Below are 21,438 nucleotides of genomic sequence, written 5' to 3'. Positions count from 1 at the left end.
TGGTTGCTGCTCAGCTAAACAACAGACCGAGAAAGACACTGAAGTTCAAAACACCGAAAGAGATAATTGAAAGGGGTGTTGCATTGACAGATTGAATCTACAGTAGCCTTTTTTAATATTTCATTCTCCATTTCAATGCGTTGTAGCTTTTTCCTCAGCTCACGTATTTCGATTTGTTCTGGTGTTATCGGAGAGGCTTTTGGTGTTTTGCCCTGACGCTCATCACGCAGTTGTTTGACCCATCTTGTCATTGTGGAAAGGCCAACATCCATAGCTTTGGCGACATCTGCCACCGTGTAGTTCTGGTCAACAACCAGTTGAGCGGATTCGCGTTTAAACTCTGCGCTGAAATTTCTTTTTTTCATTGGAGCACCTGTGTTGTTCTGAGGTGAGCATATCACCTCTGTTCAGGTGGCCAAATTCAGTAAACCACTTCACCTGCAAGTTGTCGAGTTCACCGCTGGTTACACGGCTATCGAACTCTTTGCGGCTTATTAGCTCCATCTGCATCTGACGACTCCAAACAAATACCCATTGAAGGGCGATGGCTGAATGGTACCGAAAACAAGACATAAAAAACAATATTTATTAGAGCAATTATGCAATAGTTGACGCCATTTAGACCACAAGTAACCTAAGTTAAAATAACGAAAACCAGAGCAAATAATTGGTGATGACGTGGCAAGTATTGCAACAAAAGACAGCATTTGTTCGGGGCACGGAGGATTCCCATCCAGGCCTCCTGTAGAGAGTGAACCACTACTTAAAGTCAACGGAGTCGAAGTGTTAGTTGATGGTAAGCAATATGCACAGCATACCGATGGAAACAGTACGCACGGTGGGCAAGCTATATCAACCAGGGCATGGTTTACCGTCAATGGTAAAGGGATCGTATGCGTTGGTGACCCTGTTTCATGCGGATCTACCGTAGCGTCCGGAGACGGCCTGGTTCAGGTAAGTTAGGAGATATCATGCTGGAAAAAGACTACCAGTTATCCGCATATAAAAAATTGGCCGCCGCCGGTGGGATGAAAACACCTGGTGCCATAACATCGGCACGAAACAGTGCTAACACAGCAAAACTGCTTGCAGAAGAATTGACCGGATTAATTCTGGATACAATTGTCTATCCCGACACTATTACCAGCTATGTTTCAACGATCAGAACAACCACAACCGGCTTAACGAACATTGGAGAACTGGCAACTAAGCACGCGGACCTGTTGGCTGGTTATGCAGATCTGTCAATGCTGCTTCAACTCGATATTGGTTGGGATGTTTACTGCCGTGCTAATGAGCGAGAAGTTTCAGAACTGCCGATCTCTATTGCCATTGGTGATGTGAATATTACTAAATCGCTTGAGGACGCTGTTAACGCGCTTAATACATCAAGTTTAGTCGCTGCTATGGGGGAGATTAACCAGACCCTTAACACTGGCTCAGGAAGCTCGTCAGGCTCTGGTTCAGGCGGCGGCACTGCCACTCCCCCACCAGCACTAACAGAAGAGCAAATTGAATCTCTGAAAGTAGCAACTGAACAGTTTGGGGTTGTTTTCAACCAGACAACAGCGCCCACAACTGCGTTACAACAGCAGTATGAACGAGCGAATGAAAGCGCCAACGTAGCCATAACTGCTTATAACCATGCTATCGGTACCGCGCTTGCAGAAGCATCAGCAAATAAGGTCAGCACAGCCAGCGCAGTTGCCGCTTTGGTTCCTGATTCTGTTCTTGATGAATTAAACAAAGCGGCACAGTAACAAAGGACTTCATTGATAATTTTTCTTCAGGAGGAAGACATGTCATTCTTTTCTACGTTAAAAACAGCTTTGTCTTTGAAGGAGAAACTTGCTGCTACTGGTGTTCTTGTTCTGATTTGCGCACTTGTTGGTGCTGGGTTTGCATGGGAACGTCATCAGCTAAAGCAAGCCATGGAGAAAATTGGCAGTCTTGATCAGGCTGTTAAGGAACGTGATAAGTCAATAATGGATCTTAACCAGACCATTGAGACGATGAACAAAGCAGAGCAACATTTTCACAGCCAGGAAGTGAAAAATGAATCAGAACAAGCCAAATATGCTGACAGGCAAATGGAACGAAAAGCTGAAGTTCAGAAACAACTGGTTGCGGCGGGTAATGTTCGCCAGCGCATTCCTGCTGACACTCAGCGGTTGCTCCGGCAGTCGATCAGCGAATTTAACGCCGACGCCGACAAAGGTTAACCACCCTGCCCCCAAAAGTGCATTTATGTGCAGGATGCCAGAGTTTAGCAGTGAATATTTTGATGATCTGCCAGCGTATATCCTCGATACAGAAACGATGCTGATGGGGATTAACAGGAAGAATCGCAACGTTAATGATTACAACCGCGCTATCAGAGGTAACTAAAAGGGATTTTTATGTCTGATAAAGTAACAGTAAAGCAAACTATCAACAAAGCAACTTCAATCTACAAAATTGAGCACATCACTGTTGGCAAGCCAGGATCTGAACAATACCGTCATGCTTTCGAGCTTGCCGATCAGCTTGGTTTAAAACACCCGGATTGCATCGAGCATGTATTTCCGACCTATGCTGATGAGCAATGTACTCATGTCCTTACCGAAGAGGATTTTTTCAGCACTGAAGAACGAGAAGGCGTTGATCGCTGCATTGGTGTGATTTGCTCTTCAGTGAGTTATGAGTTATTCCCTAATGTCCATGAAAATGGTGGTATTGGATACCAATTCCTGTACGAAGGCGATGAGCTTAAATGTTATGAACATGGTCTTCTTATCGAAAGCGTAGAATAATACCCTTCCTTCCAACCGGCTATGTTGGCCGGTTTTTCACTTATCCACATTATCCACTGGGTAGATCCAATAATTAGGTCCATACAGATCCCAATTAGATCCATATAGATCCCTGATCGTTGCAGGCCGCGCCACGTCTGGCTTAGAAGTGTATCGCGATGTGTGCTGGAGGGAAAACGATGTGTGCTGGAGGGAAAACGATGTGTGCTGGAGGGATAAAAATGTGTGCTGACGGGTTGCTAATGTGTGCTGGCGGGATATAGGATGTGTGCTGACGGGAAAGCCTGGGTAGTTATCACCACTTATAAAAACTATCCACATAATTCGGAAAAAGTAATATGAATCAATCATTTATCTCCGATATTCTTTACGCAGACATTGAAAGTAAGGCAAAAGAACTAACAGTTAATTCAAACAACACTGTGCAGCCTGTAGCGTTGATGCGCTTGGGGGTATTCGTTCCGAAGCCATCAAAGAGCAAAGGAGAAAGTAAAGAGATTGATGCCACCAAAGCGTTTTCCCAGCTGGAGATAGCTAAAGCCGAGGGTTACGATGATATTAAAATCACCGGTCCTCGACTCGATATGGATACTGATTTCAAAACGTGGATCGGTGTCATCTACGCGTTCAGCAAATACGGCTTGTCTTCAAACACCATCCAGTTATCGTTTCAGGAGTTCGCTAAAGCCTGTGGTTTCCCCTCAAAACGTCTGGATGCGAAACTGCGTTTAACCATTCATGAATCACTTGGACGCTTGCGTAACAAGGGTATCGCTTTTAAGCGCGGAAAAGATGCTAAAGGCGGCTATCAGACTGGTCTGCTGAAGGTCGGGCGTTTTGATGCTGACCTTGATCTGATAGAGCTGGAGGCCGATTCGAAGCTCTGGGAGCTGTTCCAGCTTGATTATCGCGTTCTGTTGCAACACCACGCCTTGCGTGCCCTTCCGAAGAAAGAAGCTGCACAAGCCATTTACACTTTCATCGAAAGCCTTCCGCAGAATCCGTTGCCGCTATCGTTCGCGCGAATCCGTGAGCGCCTGGCTTTGCAGTCAGCTGTTGGCGAGCAAAACCGTATCATTAAGAAAGCGATAGAACAGCTTAAAACAATCGGCTATCTCGACTGTTCAATTGAGAAGAAAGGCCGGGAAAGTTTTGTAATCGTCCATTCTCGCAATCCAAAGCTGAAACTTCCCGAATAAGTGTGTGCTGGAGGGCAGCTGCATTTGAAAAATGTGCGCTGCCGGGAATGCCTGCCCATTTTCCTGTTTTTGGTGTGCGCTGGAGGGTTGCGCCACGCAGTTTGCCCAGACATTCCCTCCAGCACACATCTAACCATCCAAGTTTCCCTCCAGCGCACATCTAATCTTCTATCTTTCCCTTCAGCGCACATATTTGATACCAGCGATCCCTCCACAACACATAATTCAATGCGACTTCCCTCTATCGCACATTCTGGTCCTGCATCATCCCTCCAGCACACATCTAATAGCCTCATCGCCATTTCTTTACGTGCAATAATTTACGCACGAATCAAAATAAGTTGCACGTAGCAGAATCAAACGTACAATTCACTCATACGAAATGATAAGGAGATGATGATGAAACGCGATTACGGCGGTGTCGGCACCATAGCTCTTCGTGCAAGCGCATTACTTAAGGCCATGAGTCAGGATATTGAAGATCAGCGCAAAGAGTTCAATCAGACCGAGTATTATCAGACGTTCACTCGTAACGCTGTGGCAAAGTTGCCGAAGCTGAGCCGCCGCATTGTGGAGCAGGCCATCAAAGAGATGGAAGATGATGGGTACCAGTTCAACAAGAAACAGGTCGGTAACGTTGAACAGTACGCGCTGACCATCCAGAACGTCATTGATATCTATGCCCACCGTAAGATCCCAAAATATCGCGACATTCACAAATCGCCTTACGTTATTTTTGTCGTAAACCTGAAGGGTGGCGTATCCAAAACGGTTTCCACAGTCACGTTGGCGCACGCTCTGCGTGTGCATCAGGATTTACTGCGTCACGATCTGCGCATTCTGGTAATTGACCTTGACCCTCAGGCATCCAGCACAATGTTCCTCGACCATACTCACAGTATTGGTTCCATCCTGGAAACCGCCGCGCAGGCGATGCTGAACGACTTGGACGCGGAGACGCTACGCAAAGAGGTGATTCGTCCGACCATCGTTCCTGGCGTAGACGTGATTCCAGCCTCTATCGACGATGGCTTTGTTGCCAGCCAATGGAAAGAGCTGGTTGAAGAGCATCTTCCCGGACAAAATCAGTACGAAATCCTTCGACGCAATATCATTGATCGTGTTGCGGATGATTATGACTTTATCTTTATTGATACCGGTCCACACCTGGATCCGTTCCTGCTCAACGGTCTGGCGGCCAGCGATTTGCTGCTTACCCCTACCCCACCAGCCCAGGTTGACTTCCACTCAACACTGAAATATCTCACCCGTCTGCCAGAAATGCTGGAGCAACTGGAGGAGGAAGGCGTAGAACCGCGTTTAAGCGCCAGCATTGGTTTTATGTCGAAGATGACCGGCAAGCGCGATCACGAGACATCACACAGCCTTGCGCGTGAGGTTTACGCCAGCAACATTCTGGACTCTTCTCTGCCTCGTCTGGATGGATTTGAGCGATGCGGCGAGTCTTTCGACACCGTAATCAGTGCCAACCCGCAATCGTATCCAGGCAGTGCAGAGGCGCTGAAGAAGGCACGAACCGAGGCCGAGCGTTTCACTAAGGCTGTGTTTGATCGAATTGAGTTTGTTAGGGGTGAGGCGGCATGAAAAAAATAGTTTCCCGTGGACGAGTGCTGGGCAAGAATAGCTCCGAGTTTGCTCGCATGCTTGAAGGCAGTGAAGGCACCAAAACCTTTACCCTAAAATCTGGCCGCCAGGCTAAATTTTTGCTTACCGTTGTGCTGAGTGGTGAGATTGAGTCGCGCACGTTCGTTGACCCGGCAGTTAACGGCCGCGATCAGTCTCTGCTCACCCCTGAGTCGGTAAGCGATATTTCCCGCACCATTAAATTGCAACAGTTCTTCCCGGCTATCGGTCGTATGGTTGGGGAGCGCATTGAGGTATTGGACGGATCACGTCGCCGCGCTGCGTGTATCTTCAATGAAACGAAATTTGAGATTCTGGTGACGAAAGATGAGATCAGCCTGGCGGATGCACGCCAGCTGGCCATTGATATCCAGACAGCCCGCGAACACACCCTGCGCGAACTGGGTAAACGCTTCGAGGTTATGTATGGTAAGAGCATGACCAAAGAAGAGATCGCCCGCGCTGAGAACATTTCAAAGGCTAAAGTTACGCGCGCGTTCCAGGCGGCAGCGGTGCCGGATGAGATGATTGCTGTCTTCCCTGTTGCCAGCGATCTCGCCCTGCCAGATTACCAGTTACTGCTCCAGATCTCCGAGGATGCCAACGCTAAAAGCGTGCCTATTGAAGAGCTGGTTGATACGGTGCGCGAACGAATTGCAGAGACTGAGGGCGCGAAAGAGGATAAAGCGAAGATACTGGCTATCTTCAAAGCGGAAAGCAAAAGCCTGAAGCCCGCGCCGGTTAAATCTGTGGTGGTTGAGAAGCTGCGAGACTTCTCTGACCGTCGCCAATATGCTCGAAAGAAGTCCGATCCGAAAAAACGGGTTGTCGCCTACGAGTTCTCCAGACTCCCGTCTGAAGTGCAAACTGAAATTGACGAAGCAATAAAAAAAATCATTGGGAAAATGTCTGCTGGGGAATAATCCCGCTGGTGGGAGGTGGTGTTAGCCCCTCCCCTTCCTAAAATGTCCCGCACCAATTTCATTACTAACCTTATGATTTGCATGTGTTTTTTAGGAGAATTTCAGACTGAAATTCCCACGATTTAACGCCTGCATTCACCGTCCACTTCCCCGCACAAAAAATTTAAAAAATTACTTTTCGCGAGAAAGTCAACAAGTGACTTTCAATAAAATCTCTTCCGAAAAGGGATTCACACAAGTGCCTTGTGTTTAAGGAAGAGTAAATTGAGTAACTTACGCGAATACCAGAATCGTATTGCAGATATCGCAAAACGCTCTAAAGCTGTGCTTGGCTGGGCAAGCACTGCGCAGTTCGGTACTGATAACCAATTCATTAAAGATGATGCCGCGCGTGCCGCATCTATCCTTGAAGCTGCACGTAAAGACCCGGTTTTTGCGGGTATCTCTGATAATGCCACCGCTCAAATCGCTACAGCGTGGGCAAGTGCACTGGCTGACTACGCCGCAGCACATAAATCTATGCCGCGTCCGGAAATTCTGGCCTCCTGCCACCAGACGCTGGAAAACTGCCTGATTGAGTCCACCCGCAATAGCATGGATGCCACTAATAAAGCGATGCTGGAATCCGTCGCAGCAGAGATGATGAGCGTTTCTGACGGTGTTATGCGTCTGCCTTTATTCCTCGCGATGATCCTGCCTGTTCAGTTGGGGGCAGCTACCGCTGATGCGTGTACCTTCATTCCGGTTACGCGTGACCAGTCCGACATCTATGAAGTCTTTAACGTGGCAGGTTCATCTTTTGGTTCTTATGCTGCTGGTGATGTTCTGGACATGCAATCCGTCGGTGTGTACAGCCAGTTACGTCGCCGCTATGTGCTGGTGGCAAGCTCCGATGGCACCAGCAAAACCGCAACCTTCAAGATGGAAGACTTCGAAGGCCAGAATGTACCAATCCGAAAAGGTCGCACTAACATCTACGTTAACCGTATTAAGTCTGTTGTTGATAACGGTTCCGGCAGCCTACTTCACTCGTTTACTAATGCTGCTGGTGAGCAAATCACTGTTACCTGCTCTCTGAACTACAACATTGGTCAGATTGCCCTGTCGTTCTCCAAAGCGCCGGATAAAGGCACTGAGATCGCAATTGAGACGGAAATCAATATTGAAGCCGCTCCTGAGCTGATCCCGCTGATCAACCACGAAATGAAGAAATACACCCTGTTCCCAAGTCAGTTCGTTATCGCGGCTGAGCACACGGTACAGGCGGCGTATGTAGCACAGCGTGAATTTGGTCTGGACCTGGGTTCCCTACAGTTCCGCACCCTGAAGGAATACCTGTCTCATGAACAGGATATGCTGCGTCTTCGCATCATGATCTGGCGTACTCTTGCGACCGACACCTTTGACATCGCTCTGCCGGTTAACCAGTCCTTTGATGTATGGGCAACCATCATTCGTGGCAAATTCCAGACTGTATATCGCGACATTATTGAGCGCGTTAAATCTTCTGGTGCGATGGGGATGTTTGCTGGTGCTGATGCAGCATCTTTCTTCAAACAGTTGCCGAAGGATTTCTTCCAGCCAGCCGAAGACTATATCCAGACTCCGTATGTTCACTACATCGGTACCCTGTTCGGTAACGTGAAAGTGTACGAAGTACCTGCTGGTATTTGTAAGAACTTAACGACAGAGAACATTCAGTTCAGCTCGATGGATGTGCTGTGCTACGTCCGTGATGAAAATCCGGGTAAAGCAGGCTTCGTGACTGGTGATGCTGTCCCGGCCATCCCGTTCCAGCATCCGACCACTCCGGTGCTGGTCAACCGTACCACGCTGTGGGGTTCGGCTATCAACGATATGCACCCACGCAACGGCGCTGATTACTTCACTCGTGTAACGCTGACAATGGCCAAAAAAGGCGGGCTTAACTTTATAAGCAGCGACACGATTGATGCCGGTGACTCTGAGTAATCAGGGGAAGTTCTCCGTTTAACATAGCGCCCCGTGCGGGGCGCATAACAGGGAAAGTTATGTCTCAATATTCAATTCAACAGTCATTAGGTAATGCATCCGGTGTCGCTGTTAGCCCGATCAATGCCGATGCGACGTTATCTACCGGTGTTGCATTAAATAGCAGCTTGTGGGCTGGTATTGGCGTATTTGCGCGTGGCAAGCCGTTTACTGTTCTTGCGGTTACTGAGTCCAATTACGAAGATGTTCTCGGCGAACCGCTGAAGCCGTCCTCCGGCTCACAGTTCGAACCAATTCGCCATGTGTACGAAGCTATTCAGCAAACGTCTGGTTATGTTGTCCGTGCTGTTCCGGATGATGCGAAGTTCCCGATTATTATGTTCGATGAATCAGGCGAACCGGCTTACAGTGCGTTGCCATACGGTTCTGAAATTGAACTTGATAGCGGCGAAGCCTTTGCTATCTACGTTGATGATGGTGATCCGTGTATTTCTCCTACCCGTTAGTTAACCATCGAAACGGCAACAGCGGACAGCGCGGGTAATGAACGCTTCCTCTTAAAACTGACCCAGACGACTTCGCTCGGTGTGGTAACGACCCTGGAGACACACACTGTGTCTTTGGCGGAAGAAGCGAAAGATGACATGGGCCGCTTGTGTTATCTGCCTACGGCTCTGGAAGCCCGTTCTAAATATCTGCGCGCGGTTGTTAATGAAGAGCTGATTTCGACGGCGAAAGTAACAAATAAAAAATCGCTGGCGTTCACTGGCGGTACCAACGGCGATCAGTCGAACATTTCCACTGCTGCTTACCTGCGTGCGGTGAAAGTGCTGAACAATGCGCCGTACATGCACACCGCTGTTCTCGGCCTGGGTTGCTATGACAATGCGGCGATCTCTGCTGTTGAAGATACCGGTTTACTTGGTACCGATTATGTAAGCTGTGCTGTCTATCATTTCCCGTTCTCCTGCAAAGACAAATGGACCCAATCCCGCGTGGTCTTCGGTCTGTCTGGCGCGGCGTATGCGGCGAAAGCTCGTGGCGTCAAGAAAAACTCCGATGTCGGCGGTTGGCATTACTCACCGGCTGGTGAAGAACGTGCCGTCATTGCTCGTGCATCACTTCAGCCGCTGTATCCTGAAGACACCCCGGACGAAGAAGCTATGGTCAAGGGCCGACTCAATAAAGTATCTGTAGGTACTTCGGGCCAGATGATCATCGATGATGCTTTAACTTGCTGCACGCAGGACAACTATCTGCATTTCCAGCACGTCCCATCCCTGATGAACGCAATCAGCCGTTTCTTTGTCCAGTTAGCCCGACAGATGAAGCATAACCCGGACGGCATTACTGAGTCTGGCCTGACTAAAGGGATGACCAAACTTTTGGATCGCTTTGTCGCCTCCGGCGCTCTGGTGGCTCCTCGTGATCCTGATGCTGACGGTACAGAACCGTATGTGCTGAAAGTTACGCAGGCGGAATTCGATAAATGGGAAGTAGTCTGGGCCTGCTGCCCGACTGGCGTAGCCCGTCGTATCCAGGGCGTACCGCTGCTTATTAAGTAAGGAAATACAATGAGCAAAAACTTTTTTCAATCCGGGGTATTTTTGGGGAATGGACTGTCTCGTTTCGCTTTGAACTCTGATCTTGTGCAGTTGATGGAGTCTGCCCGAGCAAGCGCCGAACCGACAACAGATCCGGTTATTAATAATAATCCGGAACCGGCGGCACAGACTAACGATAACGCTCCATCTGCCACGGCTCCTGAGCAAATCCTGGAAGGGAAAGACGGTAAAGAATGGACCGTCGAACAGGCGCACCAGATGATTCTGGAAGCTGCAAATCGAAGTGCTATGCAGAATGCGTTGAGTGATGCGGCCGACGCCGTTTTCGCCTGGGCTGATAGCGGTGATCTGACTTTCGACTCCCTTGATGGTTTCGTTCAGGCTATCGCTGGTATCTCTGATGACGACGACTCCGAAGTTACAGAAGAACAGGACGATGCCTATAACGAAGCATGGGCAAATGTTGCTGACTTCCTCGCAGCATGCGGTGTAGATGATGACCTGATCGAAGCACTGGCTGACGATGAAGACGACGACGCAGCTGCTGATGTTGGTGCCTCTATCGCTGGTTTAGATAGCGACGACCGCGACGAACTGGAAGCGGCGTTTGTTGTTGCTGGCACTTCTGATGAAATGCTGACTGAAGCATTTAAGAAGGTTGTTCGTAACGGTGAGATCAAACTCATCCGTAAACGCCTGCGTAAAAAACGTCTGACTGCGGCTCAAAAATCGGCGCTGAAAAAAGTGCGTCGAAAAGCCCAGACCGGCGCGGCAAAACTTGCCCGCAAAAAGTCAATGAAACTGCGCCGTAAGCGCCTTGGCTAAAGGAGGAGGCCGGAGAACTCCGGCCTTTAACTTGAATGGCTCCTATAGCTTATGGGGTTTACAGCCAGGCTGACGGTGTATCGCCATATCTGAAAGTTACTTTAACGAACTCTCAGTACCAGGTTACCGGATATATCAGCCAGGGAGCGGCAATGAACATGGCCCAGAATTGGGAAGCGCCGTTTACCGGTATGTCCATGGGATCTGTTTCTGGTGCTCTGGGTGGTTTTGTGCAAGTAGGTACTGAAACAACGTCGGTTGCCCGTTGGAATAGCTTAATGGTTTGGGAAGGGGGGACTCCGCCGACGTTCACGCTGCCTGTAACTTTCATTGCTTTGAACAATCCATTCATTGAAGTTTCAGGCGCTATCGCCGCGTTGACAGCCATGATTAGCCCGGAACTAAAAGCGGCCAATGTTGGTGGTCGAATCCCGGAGCGCGTGACGCTAAACATTGGTCGCCGGATCAACATCACCGATGTCGCCATCCAGGACTTAAGTTTTGATCTCGATGCGCCAAGGGACAGTAATGGATATTTCCTGAAAAACACCGTCAACCTCCAGTTGACCGGTTCTTCGATATATAACAGCTCCGATATTGTTCGGGCGTTCCAGTAAAAGGATTTTATATGGGGCACAATAACACTAAGGGAAACCGTAAATTTATTAAGGGCCGCTATACTGCCAACGCGGCCAAAGGCGAACGACTGGTATCTTCTGAATTCCAGCTCACTTTTGCAGGCCATGAAGATATCAGCGTACTGGTTCGCACGTCGCAAATCCCTGAAATGACTCGAGAGGATGTGGAGGACTATGGTCCGAATGGTGTGAAGTTCAACCAGCACGGAGCAATTCGAAACTCTGGGGAAATCCAGGTCCAGTGCGTGGAGACTATCGAAGGCGATATTCTTCAGTTCATTAAGGATCGCATTGCGGCGAAGGACTATGTTGATATCACGATGGCTGCTACCCCTGAATCCAAAGCTTCCGGGGTTAACGCTGTGACAAAAGCTGCTACAACAATTGAAATGTTGGACTGCAAAATCTACAGTGATGCAATCGACTTTAGTACCGAAGATGTGACTGCCGCTGTGCGCCCGTCACTTCGTATCGTCTACAACTGGATTGAGTGGGATTAAGAGTCATCCCTTGTATTTTAAAGCTCCTTCGGGAGCTTTTTTATTTGGAGAGGAAAGGGTGCATTGAGGATACCTGACACACGAAGAGTGGCGGGGATCTCTCCCCGCCAGGTCTCTTACCTTTCAGATTCGTAGGCTGTGAAGACAGTGACCTCCGTCTGGCCGGTTCGGATTCGTACCTCGCAGAGGTCTTTCCTCGTTACCAGTGCCGTCACAATGACGGTTAAACAGATGACGATCAGAGCGATTAACATCGCTTTTTGCTGCTTCATAGCCTGCTTCTCCTTGACCTTTTGGTCGGTAAGAGGCTAATCTACGTATGCTAAGCATAGATATTGCCTCAGATTAATGTTAAGCGTCTTGCAGGACGCGTAATGTTATCTGGGGCTTTCTTCTATCTGCTTTTCGGGTAATGCCTGAAGCAGATAGCCTCAAGCACCCGCAGCGATTGTATCAATGTCTGGCTTTTTTTCTATAGAAATCACCTGGAAGGGTGAATACCCACATCAGAAGAAACGTTGCAGCAAACATGATCCCTAATGGCCAGACCGCGCCAAAGAAAATCCATACTGAAAACGCCAGGTGACTCCAGATTAGAGCAATCTATCACCCTCTGAATCCCGCCGGTATACCCCATTGATCGTTATCTTTATTTTTGGCTAAAACCGCATTAAGAGCTTCGTTTACCGTCATGCAATGCGGTAGGTTATCGAAGTTTGATATCCCGCCAATATCAGGCGAACGCTTGTTCTTCAGGTAAGCATATTTCCGCGCAGCCGCCTCTACTTTCTGCTTGAACTCATGTTTTTGAGCGCGTTTTTGGGATAACCGCAGATTGTCAGCCTTTGCTTTTGCCTCAGCGATCCATGAAGTCAATTTTTTGAGTCTGGACGTTCCGGCACCGCCGGAAACTGATCTTTTTGTTTTTTTAACTTGTGACTTCTTATTCTTTATTGCCACGTCATCCTGACAGGAGGAGGGGGTATCATTTTGACATGGGGTGTGGATATAAAATTAAATAAAGCCAATGTCTTAGCGATAACAGCTTTAACCTTGGTTGCCGCTGAAGAGATCTTTAATTTGCTTTCAGTCAGCGCATTTTTGGCTTGTTGTGCGAAGGCCAAAAAGGATGGTGTAAACCGGTACAGGTTAGCGCGACGTTCACGGTGATCGCCGATAACAATCTCTACAGACAGAATTCCTTTGTTTACAGCTTCACGGAATGCACGAACGACGGTTGATTGGCTATAACCAGTTTCTGCCGCGATCAGGCGGTGAGGCTTGTGAATGAAGTATTCACTAGTTGTTGCCGCGAGATTTGCACATTGCGACAGGATATGCCCGGCGCTACGGGATAGACCGGAGTGTGTTACAAAGCAGGCCAATTCATAGCCAGAAAAAGTAAAATCGCTCATCGTTATACAACTCAGGAAAGTGACTTTAGCCAGCATTACAATGCTGGTGGTTCTTACTACGTCTGTTAGCGCGTTGCCGCGACAGGTACCAGCACACCAGCATCAAGCAATCGCTTCATCAGCCACTGCTGACCTTTGCCGGTTATAGGAGTCGTGAAAGAAATCCTGCTTCCATTGCTTGTATCGATCACGGTTTCTTTAAGGGTGAAATACCCACGGGATATGTATTCTTGTTTGGGGACGTTCCTGCGTTCACCGGTTGCGATCAGAATTCCGTTATCACGCAACCAGGTGAAGAGATAGTTTTGGCCCAGGCCGAGCACTTTGGCATAGTTGCCGATTAGAACCCCGCTGGCGGTAGCAACGCGTTCGGCGAATTCGACTTTAGGTGCATCCATCAGCATTTTTTGCTCCAGCCGTTGCTTTTGCTCTGCCAGGTCGGCAGCCAAACGGAGAGCTTCAGGGAGACTCTGCGGAATAGCAGGTTGTAATCTTCCGGCTCGATAGTCGATAAATGTCTGGTTTACCTTCAGCCGAAACGCGGGAGAAATCCAGCCTGCGTACTCCACTGCGAGCAATTCATGGGCAAAAGTGCCGCCGCCACGGCCTTCGAACGAAACTATGCAATTCTGCATAGTTTCTTTTTCAAGCTCTTCGATGAGCTGTTTGGCTGACAGCGTTCTTAGCCATTGAGCTGGCGCTTTATGGGCACCGAGTCCGCTCGCTCTGTGTAGAGAATTAAGGTTGTAACGGCCAGCGCGGTCGGTCGTAATTTCAACACCACAAATAACAGGCAGAGTGGTTGAAGGATCGACATTTTGATGAAGGTTTGATATATTCATATCCGCATCGAATGTTTGTTGCATTTTTTCTCCAAATTTGCATCAACCTTCAATCACCAGCTCCAAATGGTGATTCTTTGCACTTAGAAAACGAAATTTATTAGAGCAAATTTTTCTGGCCCGATCCAGATCGGGTTGGTCGATCTGCTCAGAAACCTGCCAGTTTGCTGGCAGGTTTTTTTCTTTTGTTAACCTATTGCTACTGGTTTTAACAAACCAGCATCAAGTAGCTTGCGAGTTAACCACTGCTGGCCTTTACCCGTTAATTGGGGCGTCAGCCGTATCTGGTAGCCATTTTCATCATCCAGCACCACTTCTTTCACTGTGAAATACCCGGCGTTGATGTACTGTTGGCGCGGTACGTTTTTGCGCGCACCAAAAGCCATGAGAATGCCGTTCTGGCGCAACCATGAGAAAAGGGCGTTTTGCTTAAGTCCAACGACCTTTGCAAAGTTCCCGATCAGGATTCCATTGGCCACTGATACCCGGTCGGCAAAATCGACTTTAGGGGCTGCGGCCACCAGCTGTTGTTCCAACTGCATTTTCTGTTCTGCTAACTCGGCAGCCAGGCGTAGGGCTTCTGGTAATGTCTGGGGGATCGATGGGGTAGGTGAGTTTGCCTGCTGCAATTCTTCCAGTTTGTCGATCAGCGAACGGCGGACCGCTTTCGATTCGCGCGCGGCGACTCGCAGGGCTTGTTTGTAGGTCATGGTTATGACAACCATAGGCGTACCGCCACCTGGCGGCACGGTTGCACTTTTTGTGTAACCGTCCTCACCTTCTAATTCGTCGAGTATTTTTTCGATGAATTTGTTGTTCCGAACCTCTGGTTCCCCACATAACTTACGCGCTTCATTGACCATCTTTAACAGTGTCAGGCTGTCGATTGTGTCTCCGGTGGTGGGGATGACATTCACGGCTGGTGCTGACGTTGCTGAAGCAACAGGTGCTGGTTTTTTAACATTCAAATTATTACTGGTCATTCTATGTGCCTCCTTTCTCATTTCTGCTGCCACCGTTGCGTAACGTAGACGTCCTTGTTCAATCAAATAATCCCTGATCTCGGCTATCAGTAGCCTGTTGATCACAGCCTTATCTGTTCGGGTATAAAAACGCCTGGTTATCATGAAATAGTTGGCAATTGCGCCGGGGATCTCCCGTGTCGGCATACAGGCAGTATGCAGGGCGATCGCTTCGGCTATTTCATTACGGGTGACGAGAGGTTTTTTCATAAAACCCCCTGAACGTCAGCAGAGAAGGGGAGGTTCCAGTAACTAAGTGAATTGCGCGAGTTAGTAGAAAAACGGGCAGTAAAAATGCAGGGACCATCAGGCAATTGAGAGCGTGCTTCGTCTTCAGTTGCTGCGATAACGAAGTGATAGTGGTGTTTTTTACAGGAATAGAAACGCCAGATGAATTCTGGGCGTGCGCAAGGATTGGCATTAACCATAGTTACGGCCTCACAATCAGGTTTAACAACCTGCTACCCGCTGCTAAACAGGTGGCAGGACGTGACGGGGTTAGCAGACTGGCGATTGTGAAACCAGCAGGCCGAAGCCTCCCCATCACGCCCCACCATAATTTGGGCGTAACGCGGTTTTACGGACACAAAAATACCGCAATATCGGATATCTGCGGCTGTCCGCACAATCATTCAGGCTGCTAAACCCGGTCGCAGAATTTGCTACGACGGCGGAACTATAAGCCTGAACGATTAAAAGGTCAATATGATGCGAAAAGATAGCATTCGTGACTTAAAAATACAAATTTATTAGAGCATTATCTGCTTAATAAATACACAATTGGATCTAATAACCTCTTTTTTTTAAAGGCGAAAATATGTACCCTAAATGGGTTATAAGGCAGGTGAGGTTATAATGAGAAAACTATTACTATCGTTATTATTTATGGCTGGGACTGTTAATGCAGCATCAAGCGTAAAGGAGATTTGTACCGATTATACGAAATACCTTTGGCAAGTTTACGCCTTTGCGATCAATGACTATTAATCCATGCGTAGGAGTGGATTTATGCTGATTCGTTTGTTTTTAGTGCTTTCCTTTTTAACATTTAATGTTTTTGCTGATGAAGTTGACTTTTCGAAGGTAGATTGTAATTCAGTGGAAACAAGAAAAGCTCTTATTGAAGAATATAACGAAATATTATCGTCATATGGAATAACAGTGGTTGATTCTTATAATCAAAAAACTATTCAGAAAGGAATAAATAAACTGGTCTGTTATGGGGTTTACCAATATTCAGATGGCTCTTCGGAGTATGTTATTTATAAAGCATACCCAAATAGTCTTGGTGAATTAATTAGTGAGTTTAAACCGATTAATGAGTGAATGGAAAATGAAATTATTTAATGTAATAACATTTTGTTGTGCTATTTTTGCTGGAAGCGCGATAGCTGATAATAAATTGCCAGATTGGCTTTCTACCTCAAAGAAAGATTATGATTTAGTAAGGGCATTCTATTTGTCTGGATTTGCTTCGAAAGCAATGAACAATCAATTTGGTTATCATTTGCCATCTGAGTTGGTTAATGATTTTAAAGATAATGAATTTGCTGCTCAGGAAAAATGGAACACAATTCCAATTGTGTATGGTGAAATAAAATCCATAAGAATGGTGAATAATAAACCAATTGTAGAGTTATTTACTCCAGGGGAAAATGCAACGCCACTAAATTATATCAAATTGAAAATATTGGATTCAAAGCAAGACTCTCTGTTAAAACTAAAAAAAGGGGATGATATATATGCAGTGTGCTCAGGTGCTAATTTTAGCTTAGTGCCAATTCTGAGCAACTGCACTCCTGCAACAGACGTCATTGATGCTGCACTCTCTTTTTCTGGTGAATATATGTTCCCTGCTTTTGATTCTTTTTCGCCTACTAAGCAAAACGTCAAATATATATTCACAAATCAAGATCCTGTTCAGATGATGAATTTTATAGGGTACCTATCCTTAGTCGATACAACGAAGGATAAGAAAAAAATGGATATGGTTCGTAAGTGTACGCCTTGGAAGCCGGAATGTTCACAACAATTCGTTGATGTAATGGAAGGATTTGATAGCATCATGTATAAATATGAGGGAGAATTTAAAAATTACATAGAATTAAAATAGTATTTGAAAGGATAGTCAATTTAAGTTTTAAAAAAACGCCCATTAAAGGGCGTTTTATTGTTTTACTCAAAACAACCTGATTATGTGATAACCATATCATATCCCTCATTCCACCTACACTGATTACCCCCCAGACAACAATATTCCTACTCAATGAACAAATGACTACTCGTAGAATCGGTTAACACACCAGATTCTACGAGGTTTCAATGACACCACGACAATTGCTCGAAGACGTCAAATCCCGCTTCACACCTTTGATTGCGGATGAACCTGCCTTACTGGAATCCCTGCTAAGAAAAGCATTGGGAACCTACCAGGATAGGGCGGGACACATCAAGCGGATACGCTTCACTGATCAGACCTGTAAATCACTTGCTTGCCCAGCTGATTTTCTTGCGCTCGTATCGGTTACAGATCACACCGGCGATCTTGTCTACTCCGATGTTTACGATGGGAATATCGAGCTTGAAGATACCCATCGAGCGGTATACCCACTGAATGTGTCATATCTGGCTAATTTGCGTGATATGGATCTTGATAATGGGGAAGTTCCACCTGAAATCATTGGGTTACTTTCTGACTATCTGGAAGTGCTAATCGCAATACCTAACACTGATCGCCTGCGAAGAATATCTATCGCGGGGAAACTCGATGCCAGCAATTTATCCGACGAGAACACGCTGTATCAGCGAAAGCTGGATCTGGAAGAGAAAATGAGCGCAACAAGGGCAATTATCCCGGGAATTGTTCTTTTCTCATCCATGTTGAAGTGAGGGGGCTGATATGGGGCTTAATGTTGCTTCAGTAAAGTCTTATGTATCTTCGGCATTAACGACGACATTATTTGGCTCCGGCGTTGGTGAGCGGGAAGTTGGTAAGCTGACGTCAATCATCATGAACAAAATGCTGTTCGCGCAAGGATGGCAGTTCTCTGTCGAAGTTGATGGACTGGAGGGGGCAGATTTCTTTGCCAAAGATATTACCTACCACGATTACAGCATCGAATATGAAACGATTAAAATCGGCGGAGGGAATATCCTTCAGCCAACGGAGCGTTCGCCTGGGCAGATAACGATGATGGTCAGGGATACCGTTGATGGCCTCGTTTTGGACTGGTTTAAGACGGCAAAAAGTCGGGTGATCAATCCGGACGGTACCGGGAATATACCGTCTAAATATTTGCTCAATGTGCGTATTTATCGGTTGCTGTCTTCCGGCTTAACCAAACTGGAAAATGAGATGACGGTATTCCCGGTCACTACCGGCGATGTCACCTATGCGCGAGATCAGGTTACTGAATTTAAGTCATTCCCAATGACCTTCGCATTGCACAGCACGTTTAACCAATCCTCAAGTTCTTTGGCTTCCCTTCTGGGCTTTAGCTTTTCTCTTTGAATTAAGGAGCAAGGATGCTTTTACCTCTTTTCCCGCTACCATCGCGGCCAACTGAATTGATCCAGTTCCGTCAGCCAAATATTGCTGATGCGATGCGTTTCAACTCGATAACACCGGAGGAACAAGAACAACAGACAACGGCGTATTTAAAAGCCTTGCTGGCTGAACCCGCGAAACATGATCCCCTGACATGGACGGCGCAGGACCGGATTACCGCGTTATGGTGGATATTTACCGGCTCCCGTGAAACACCGGTCGAGACATTCACCTACACCTGTAAACATTGCGGTAAAGAGCATTATTACGATTGCGATATGAATGCTCTGGCTGAAGATATCCAGGTCCTGGAAGTGGAACCTTTCATTGACGATATTGAGGTGCCTGTAGAGGGAGTACCTTATCAATGGCGTATCGTGCCGCTTGATGGTTGGGCAATGGAAATGCTGGAGATGCGCCGAGCAGCATTGCCACCTGAAGACGACGCGGAATTCAAAGAAGCGATCGTTGATTTGCGTTTTTGGGAATTCGCTTATCAGTGTGAACTTTATAACGATGTTAGCGGTACTCGTGAAGAGCAGGCTGAGCGTCGTTATGAAACGATCAAACGGATGGCCATTGATACTGAATTTATGAAGCTGGCGGCACACATCCGGCTGGCTCATGAAAAGCTCGAACATGGTTTACCGTGCTACATCGATAAAGGCGAAATGCGTCTTCGTCTCCCGCCGCACAAATGCCCAAACCAGGATACAAAGGAGTCCACAGAGGGTGCGTATACCCGTCTGTGGGTGCCCTTTCGGGCTACCGACTTCATTCCACAGGTGGGGATTGAAAAGCTATCAGACCTTAGTGTCCAACCTGGTTTTGTATGGGGGTATACCGATTCAGGACGCTGAAAGGCTTACTGAATCCTATGCGTTTTTCCTGTTGGAGAAACTGGAAGAAAAACTTAAACCGAAACGGTAGGCGATAAGATCATGGAAAGAAAAAACGCCAATATTGACGATGTTATAAGGACAGTTGAAACCGCCAGCGCGAAAGAGCTGGAAGAGCTTGCAGGTATTCGGGAAGCTGTTGAAGATTTGAAAGGGGAACGAGTTGCAACTGTTGATCCTGTCTCTCGCAGTGTGTCGGCATTAAATCGCACAATCGAAAATTCACGTCCTGACTTTGTGACCAATGTGCCATCAGTGGACTCTATTGTTGACGCAATGAAACGGCTTAATTTAGGGGACGTTTCTCGTATACGGGAGGACAAAGTCACTAACCGTGAACAGCAGGCTGCACCAACAGCGCACAATCCCCCAAATAGACGAAGAGAGGCAATAACAGAGGATGTTAAAGCACAGCGGTTAGAAACGGTCAAACTCGCTCGTGATTTGAGAGGGGGACGCGTTGCAACGGTTGACCCAGTATCTCGCAGTGTGTCGGCATTAAATCGAACAATCGAAAATTCCCGGCCAGACTTTGTGGCCAATGCGCCATCAGTAGACCCTATTGTTGACGCAATGAAACGGCTTAATTTAGGGGACGTTTCTCGTGTAGTTCAGGAGGGCATTGCTCAACAGGAACAGCAGGCCAAATCAACTACACCAAAGGGTAAAAAAAGACGCAGGAAGGCTATACCAGAGGATATAAAGGCACAACGTACCGAAGCAGCCGAACACGCTCGCGAAATGTTCGATCAAAAAGGCGGTGCGCAAAAAAGCCAAAACCAACGCGATGCGCGTGGTCGTTTTATTGGAAAGTCAGGGAGTAAGGCCGCAGCGGAAGATGCCCGTGCTGAACGAGCAGAAAAGGCCAGGCGCAAAGAGGATGATGAGCGTCTAAATGCTGAATCAGGTTTATTAAAAAAACTGTCAAAAGTAGCTGAAGGCATAGGTAACCCTTCAGAGACTCGTGCCGTCGATGCGTTAGGTTATGCCGTTGCTGGTCCATTGTGGGCAGCAGGGAAGGAGCTTGGCGGGATATCAAAAGAAGTTGGTGGATCGCTTAATGGTGCCAGAAAGTCTATTGCCGATGTGATTCGTGGCAATGACGATAACAGCCGTAGAAAAGGTTTTTTTAGGCGTAAATCGCAAAATAGTGCCGATGTCGTTCAGGTTAACACCCAAAAACGGACGGTTCAGGAACTTCAGGAGCAGACCAGCGAAATTAAAGAGGGCAATGACAAGATTCTCAGCGCCCTTGATCAGATAGCCAAAAACACCGGGAAAAAGAAGGGCGGCTTGCTGTCCAAACTATTTAGCCTGTTAGGGAAGGGGGCCGGTGGCGTCGCGTCGTTGTTAATGGGGCGTGGCATGCTGAAAAAAGCTGGAGCACTCGCTTTTGGCGCTCTGGGGGCAAAGAAACTTGTAGGAATGCTACGCGGTGGTGGCAAGAAGACTATCGCCCATGAAGGTGGAGATTTGGCTGCCCGGGCAGCAGGTAAATTTGGATTAAAGGCAGTTGGTAAAGGGGCGTTACGCGCAAGGCACTGTTGCAAATAGTCGGTGGTGATAAACTTATCATCCCCTTTTGCTGATGGAGCTGCACATGAACCCATTCAAAGGCCGGCATTTTCAGCGTGACATCATTCTGTGGGCCGTACG

General features: G+C 47.4%; 21 protein-coding genes and 5 pseudogenes. 18 read left to right on the top strand and 8 right to left on the bottom strand.

The window, feature by feature from the left end:
• Positions 1–95: hypothetical protein (locus K0778_RS27840; RefSeq protein WP_063097250.1), on the top strand; the 95-nt coding region annotated here is incomplete at its 5' end.
• Between the two features lie 12 nt (positions 96–107).
• On the opposite strand, the pseudogene K0778_RS22290 reads toward K0778_RS27840, so the two are convergent.
• Positions 108–365 (bottom strand): annotated as a pseudogene (locus K0778_RS22290) (transposase); the annotation flags it as partial.
• 606 nt (positions 366–971) lie between these two features.
• Between K0778_RS22290 and K0778_RS22285 the strand changes: the two are divergent.
• The 9 genes and pseudogenes from K0778_RS22285 (at position 972) to K0778_RS22245 (ending at position 10,919) form a co-directional block, all read left to right on the top strand.
• Positions 972–1,760: a hypothetical protein gene (locus tag K0778_RS22285; protein WP_033550813.1), complete on the top strand. Its 789-nt coding sequence runs from the start codon at positions 972–974 to the stop codon at positions 1,758–1,760.
• Positions 1,761–1,799: 39 nt separating this feature from the next.
• Positions 1,800–2,222: a hypothetical protein gene (locus K0778_RS22280; protein WP_001514466.1), complete on the top strand. Its 423-nt coding sequence runs from the start codon at positions 1,800–1,802 to the stop codon at positions 2,220–2,222.
• Between the two features lie 177 nt (positions 2,223–2,399).
• A complete protein-coding gene (locus tag K0778_RS22275) occupies positions 2,400–2,792 on the top strand; it encodes a hypothetical protein (protein ID WP_001281116.1) in 393 nt (130 codons plus the stop codon).
• Positions 2,793–3,130: 338 nt separating this feature from the next.
• Positions 3,131–3,991, top strand: coding sequence for a replication protein RepA (gene repA / locus K0778_RS22270; RefSeq protein ID WP_001076427.1), 861 nt, complete (start codon positions 3,131–3,133; stop codon positions 3,989–3,991).
• Between the two features lie 399 nt (positions 3,992–4,390).
• Positions 4,391–5,596, top strand: a complete 1,206-nt coding sequence (locus tag K0778_RS22265) for an AAA family ATPase (RefSeq protein ID WP_000817632.1) — start codon at positions 4,391–4,393, stop codon at positions 5,594–5,596.
• Positions 5,593–6,558, top strand: a complete 966-nt coding sequence (locus tag K0778_RS22260; protein WP_000725192.1) for a ParB family protein — start codon at positions 5,593–5,595, stop codon at positions 6,556–6,558. Before K0778_RS22265 ends, K0778_RS22260 begins: the two co-directional genes overlap by 4 nt.
• Positions 6,559–6,822: 264 nt before the next feature.
• The gene (locus K0778_RS22255) at positions 6,823–8,529 is read left to right on the top strand and encodes a hypothetical protein (protein WP_033550815.1); all 1,707 of its coding nucleotides are present in this window, start codon (positions 6,823–6,825) and stop codon (positions 8,527–8,529) included.
• A gap of 59 nt (positions 8,530–8,588) precedes the next feature.
• Positions 8,589–10,094: pseudogene (locus K0778_RS22250) on the top strand (hypothetical protein).
• Positions 10,095–10,103: 9 nt separating this feature from the next.
• A complete protein-coding gene (locus K0778_RS22245; protein ID WP_072643636.1) occupies positions 10,104–10,919 on the top strand; it encodes a hypothetical protein in 816 nt (271 codons plus the stop codon).
• 112 nt (positions 10,920–11,031) lie between these two features.
• Here the strand turns inward: K0778_RS22245 and K0778_RS28650 are convergent, their stop codons facing one another.
• Positions 11,032–11,250 (bottom strand): hypothetical protein, encoded by a 219-nt coding sequence (locus K0778_RS28650; RefSeq protein WP_001420245.1) that lies wholly within the window; start codon positions 11,248–11,250, stop codon positions 11,032–11,034.
• Between the two features lie 46 nt (positions 11,251–11,296).
• Here K0778_RS28650 and K0778_RS28645 point away from each other — a divergent pair, with 46 nt between their 5' ends.
• Entirely contained in the window at positions 11,297–11,536 is a 240-nt protein-coding gene (locus K0778_RS28645; RefSeq protein ID WP_001470211.1) for a hypothetical protein, read from the top strand.
• Between the two features lie 11 nt (positions 11,537–11,547).
• The gene (locus K0778_RS22235; protein WP_033550818.1) at positions 11,548–12,057 is read left to right on the top strand and encodes a hypothetical protein; all 510 of its coding nucleotides are present in this window, start codon (positions 11,548–11,550) and stop codon (positions 12,055–12,057) included.
• Between the two features lie 116 nt (positions 12,058–12,173).
• Here K0778_RS22235 and hokD read toward each other — a convergent pair whose 3' ends face one another.
• The 6 genes and pseudogenes from hokD to K0778_RS22205 form a co-directional block, all read right to left on the bottom strand.
• Positions 12,174–12,329, bottom strand: coding sequence for a type I toxin-antitoxin system toxin HokD (gene hokD, locus K0778_RS22230; RefSeq protein ID WP_001313475.1), 156 nt, complete (start codon positions 12,327–12,329; stop codon positions 12,174–12,176).
• 181 nt (positions 12,330–12,510) lie between these two features.
• A pseudogene (locus K0778_RS28400) lies at positions 12,511–12,627 on the bottom strand (membrane domain protein); the annotation flags it as partial.
• A gap of 36 nt (positions 12,628–12,663) precedes the next feature.
• Positions 12,664–13,508: pseudogene (locus K0778_RS28395) on the bottom strand (MarR family transcriptional regulator).
• A gap of 29 nt (positions 13,509–13,537) precedes the next feature.
• On the bottom strand, positions 13,538–14,338 hold the full coding sequence (locus K0778_RS22215; RefSeq protein ID WP_072643635.1) for a phage antirepressor KilAC domain-containing protein: 801 nt from the start codon (positions 14,336–14,338) through the stop codon (positions 13,538–13,540).
• Positions 14,339–14,502: 164 nt separating this feature from the next.
• Positions 14,503–15,546 (bottom strand): phage antirepressor KilAC domain-containing protein, encoded by a 1,044-nt coding sequence (locus tag K0778_RS22210; RefSeq protein WP_072643634.1) that lies wholly within the window; start codon positions 15,544–15,546, stop codon positions 14,503–14,505.
• The gene (locus tag K0778_RS22205; RefSeq protein WP_016231365.1) at positions 15,543–15,764 is read right to left on the bottom strand and encodes a host cell division inhibitor Icd-like protein; all 222 of its coding nucleotides are present in this window, start codon (positions 15,762–15,764) and stop codon (positions 15,543–15,545) included. The genes K0778_RS22210 and K0778_RS22205 overlap by 4 nt, the downstream gene beginning before the upstream one ends.
• Before the next feature lie 580 nt (positions 15,765–16,344).
• Between K0778_RS22205 and K0778_RS22200 the strand changes: the two genes are divergently transcribed.
• The 6 genes and pseudogenes from K0778_RS22200 to K0778_RS22175 form a co-directional block, all read left to right on the top strand.
• A complete protein-coding gene (locus tag K0778_RS22200; RefSeq protein WP_000908460.1) occupies positions 16,345–16,662 on the top strand; it encodes a hypothetical protein in 318 nt (105 codons plus the stop codon).
• Between the two features lie 7 nt (positions 16,663–16,669).
• The gene (locus tag K0778_RS22195) at positions 16,670–17,449 is read left to right on the top strand and encodes a hypothetical protein (RefSeq protein ID WP_000765490.1); all 780 of its coding nucleotides are present in this window, start codon (positions 16,670–16,672) and stop codon (positions 17,447–17,449) included.
• A gap of 209 nt (positions 17,450–17,658) precedes the next feature.
• Positions 17,659–18,225 (top strand): hypothetical protein, encoded by a 567-nt coding sequence (locus K0778_RS22190; protein ID WP_000188920.1) that lies wholly within the window; start codon positions 17,659–17,661, stop codon positions 18,223–18,225.
• Positions 18,226–18,235: 10 nt separating this feature from the next.
• Complete coding sequence (locus tag K0778_RS22185) at positions 18,236–18,847, top strand: hypothetical protein (RefSeq protein WP_000523980.1); 612 nt, start codon at positions 18,236–18,238, stop codon at positions 18,845–18,847.
• 14 nt (positions 18,848–18,861) lie between these two features.
• Positions 18,862–19,743 (top strand): morphogenetic protein, encoded by an 882-nt coding sequence (locus tag K0778_RS22180; RefSeq protein ID WP_072643633.1) that lies wholly within the window; start codon positions 18,862–18,864, stop codon positions 19,741–19,743.
• Positions 19,744–19,824: 81 nt separating this feature from the next.
• A pseudogene (locus K0778_RS22175) lies at positions 19,825–21,318 on the top strand (lytic transglycosylase domain-containing protein); the annotation flags it as partial.
• Positions 21,319–21,438 lie beyond the last annotated feature (120 nt).

The sequence above is a fragment of the Escherichia sp. XD33 genome (genome assembly GCF_019375075.1).
In the GTDB taxonomy this organism is placed as follows: Bacteria; Pseudomonadota; Gammaproteobacteria; order Enterobacterales; family Enterobacteriaceae; genus Enterobacter; species Enterobacter flexneri_A.
Note: the sequence above shows the minus strand (reverse complement) of the source record. Positions and strands in the feature narration are given on the sequence as shown.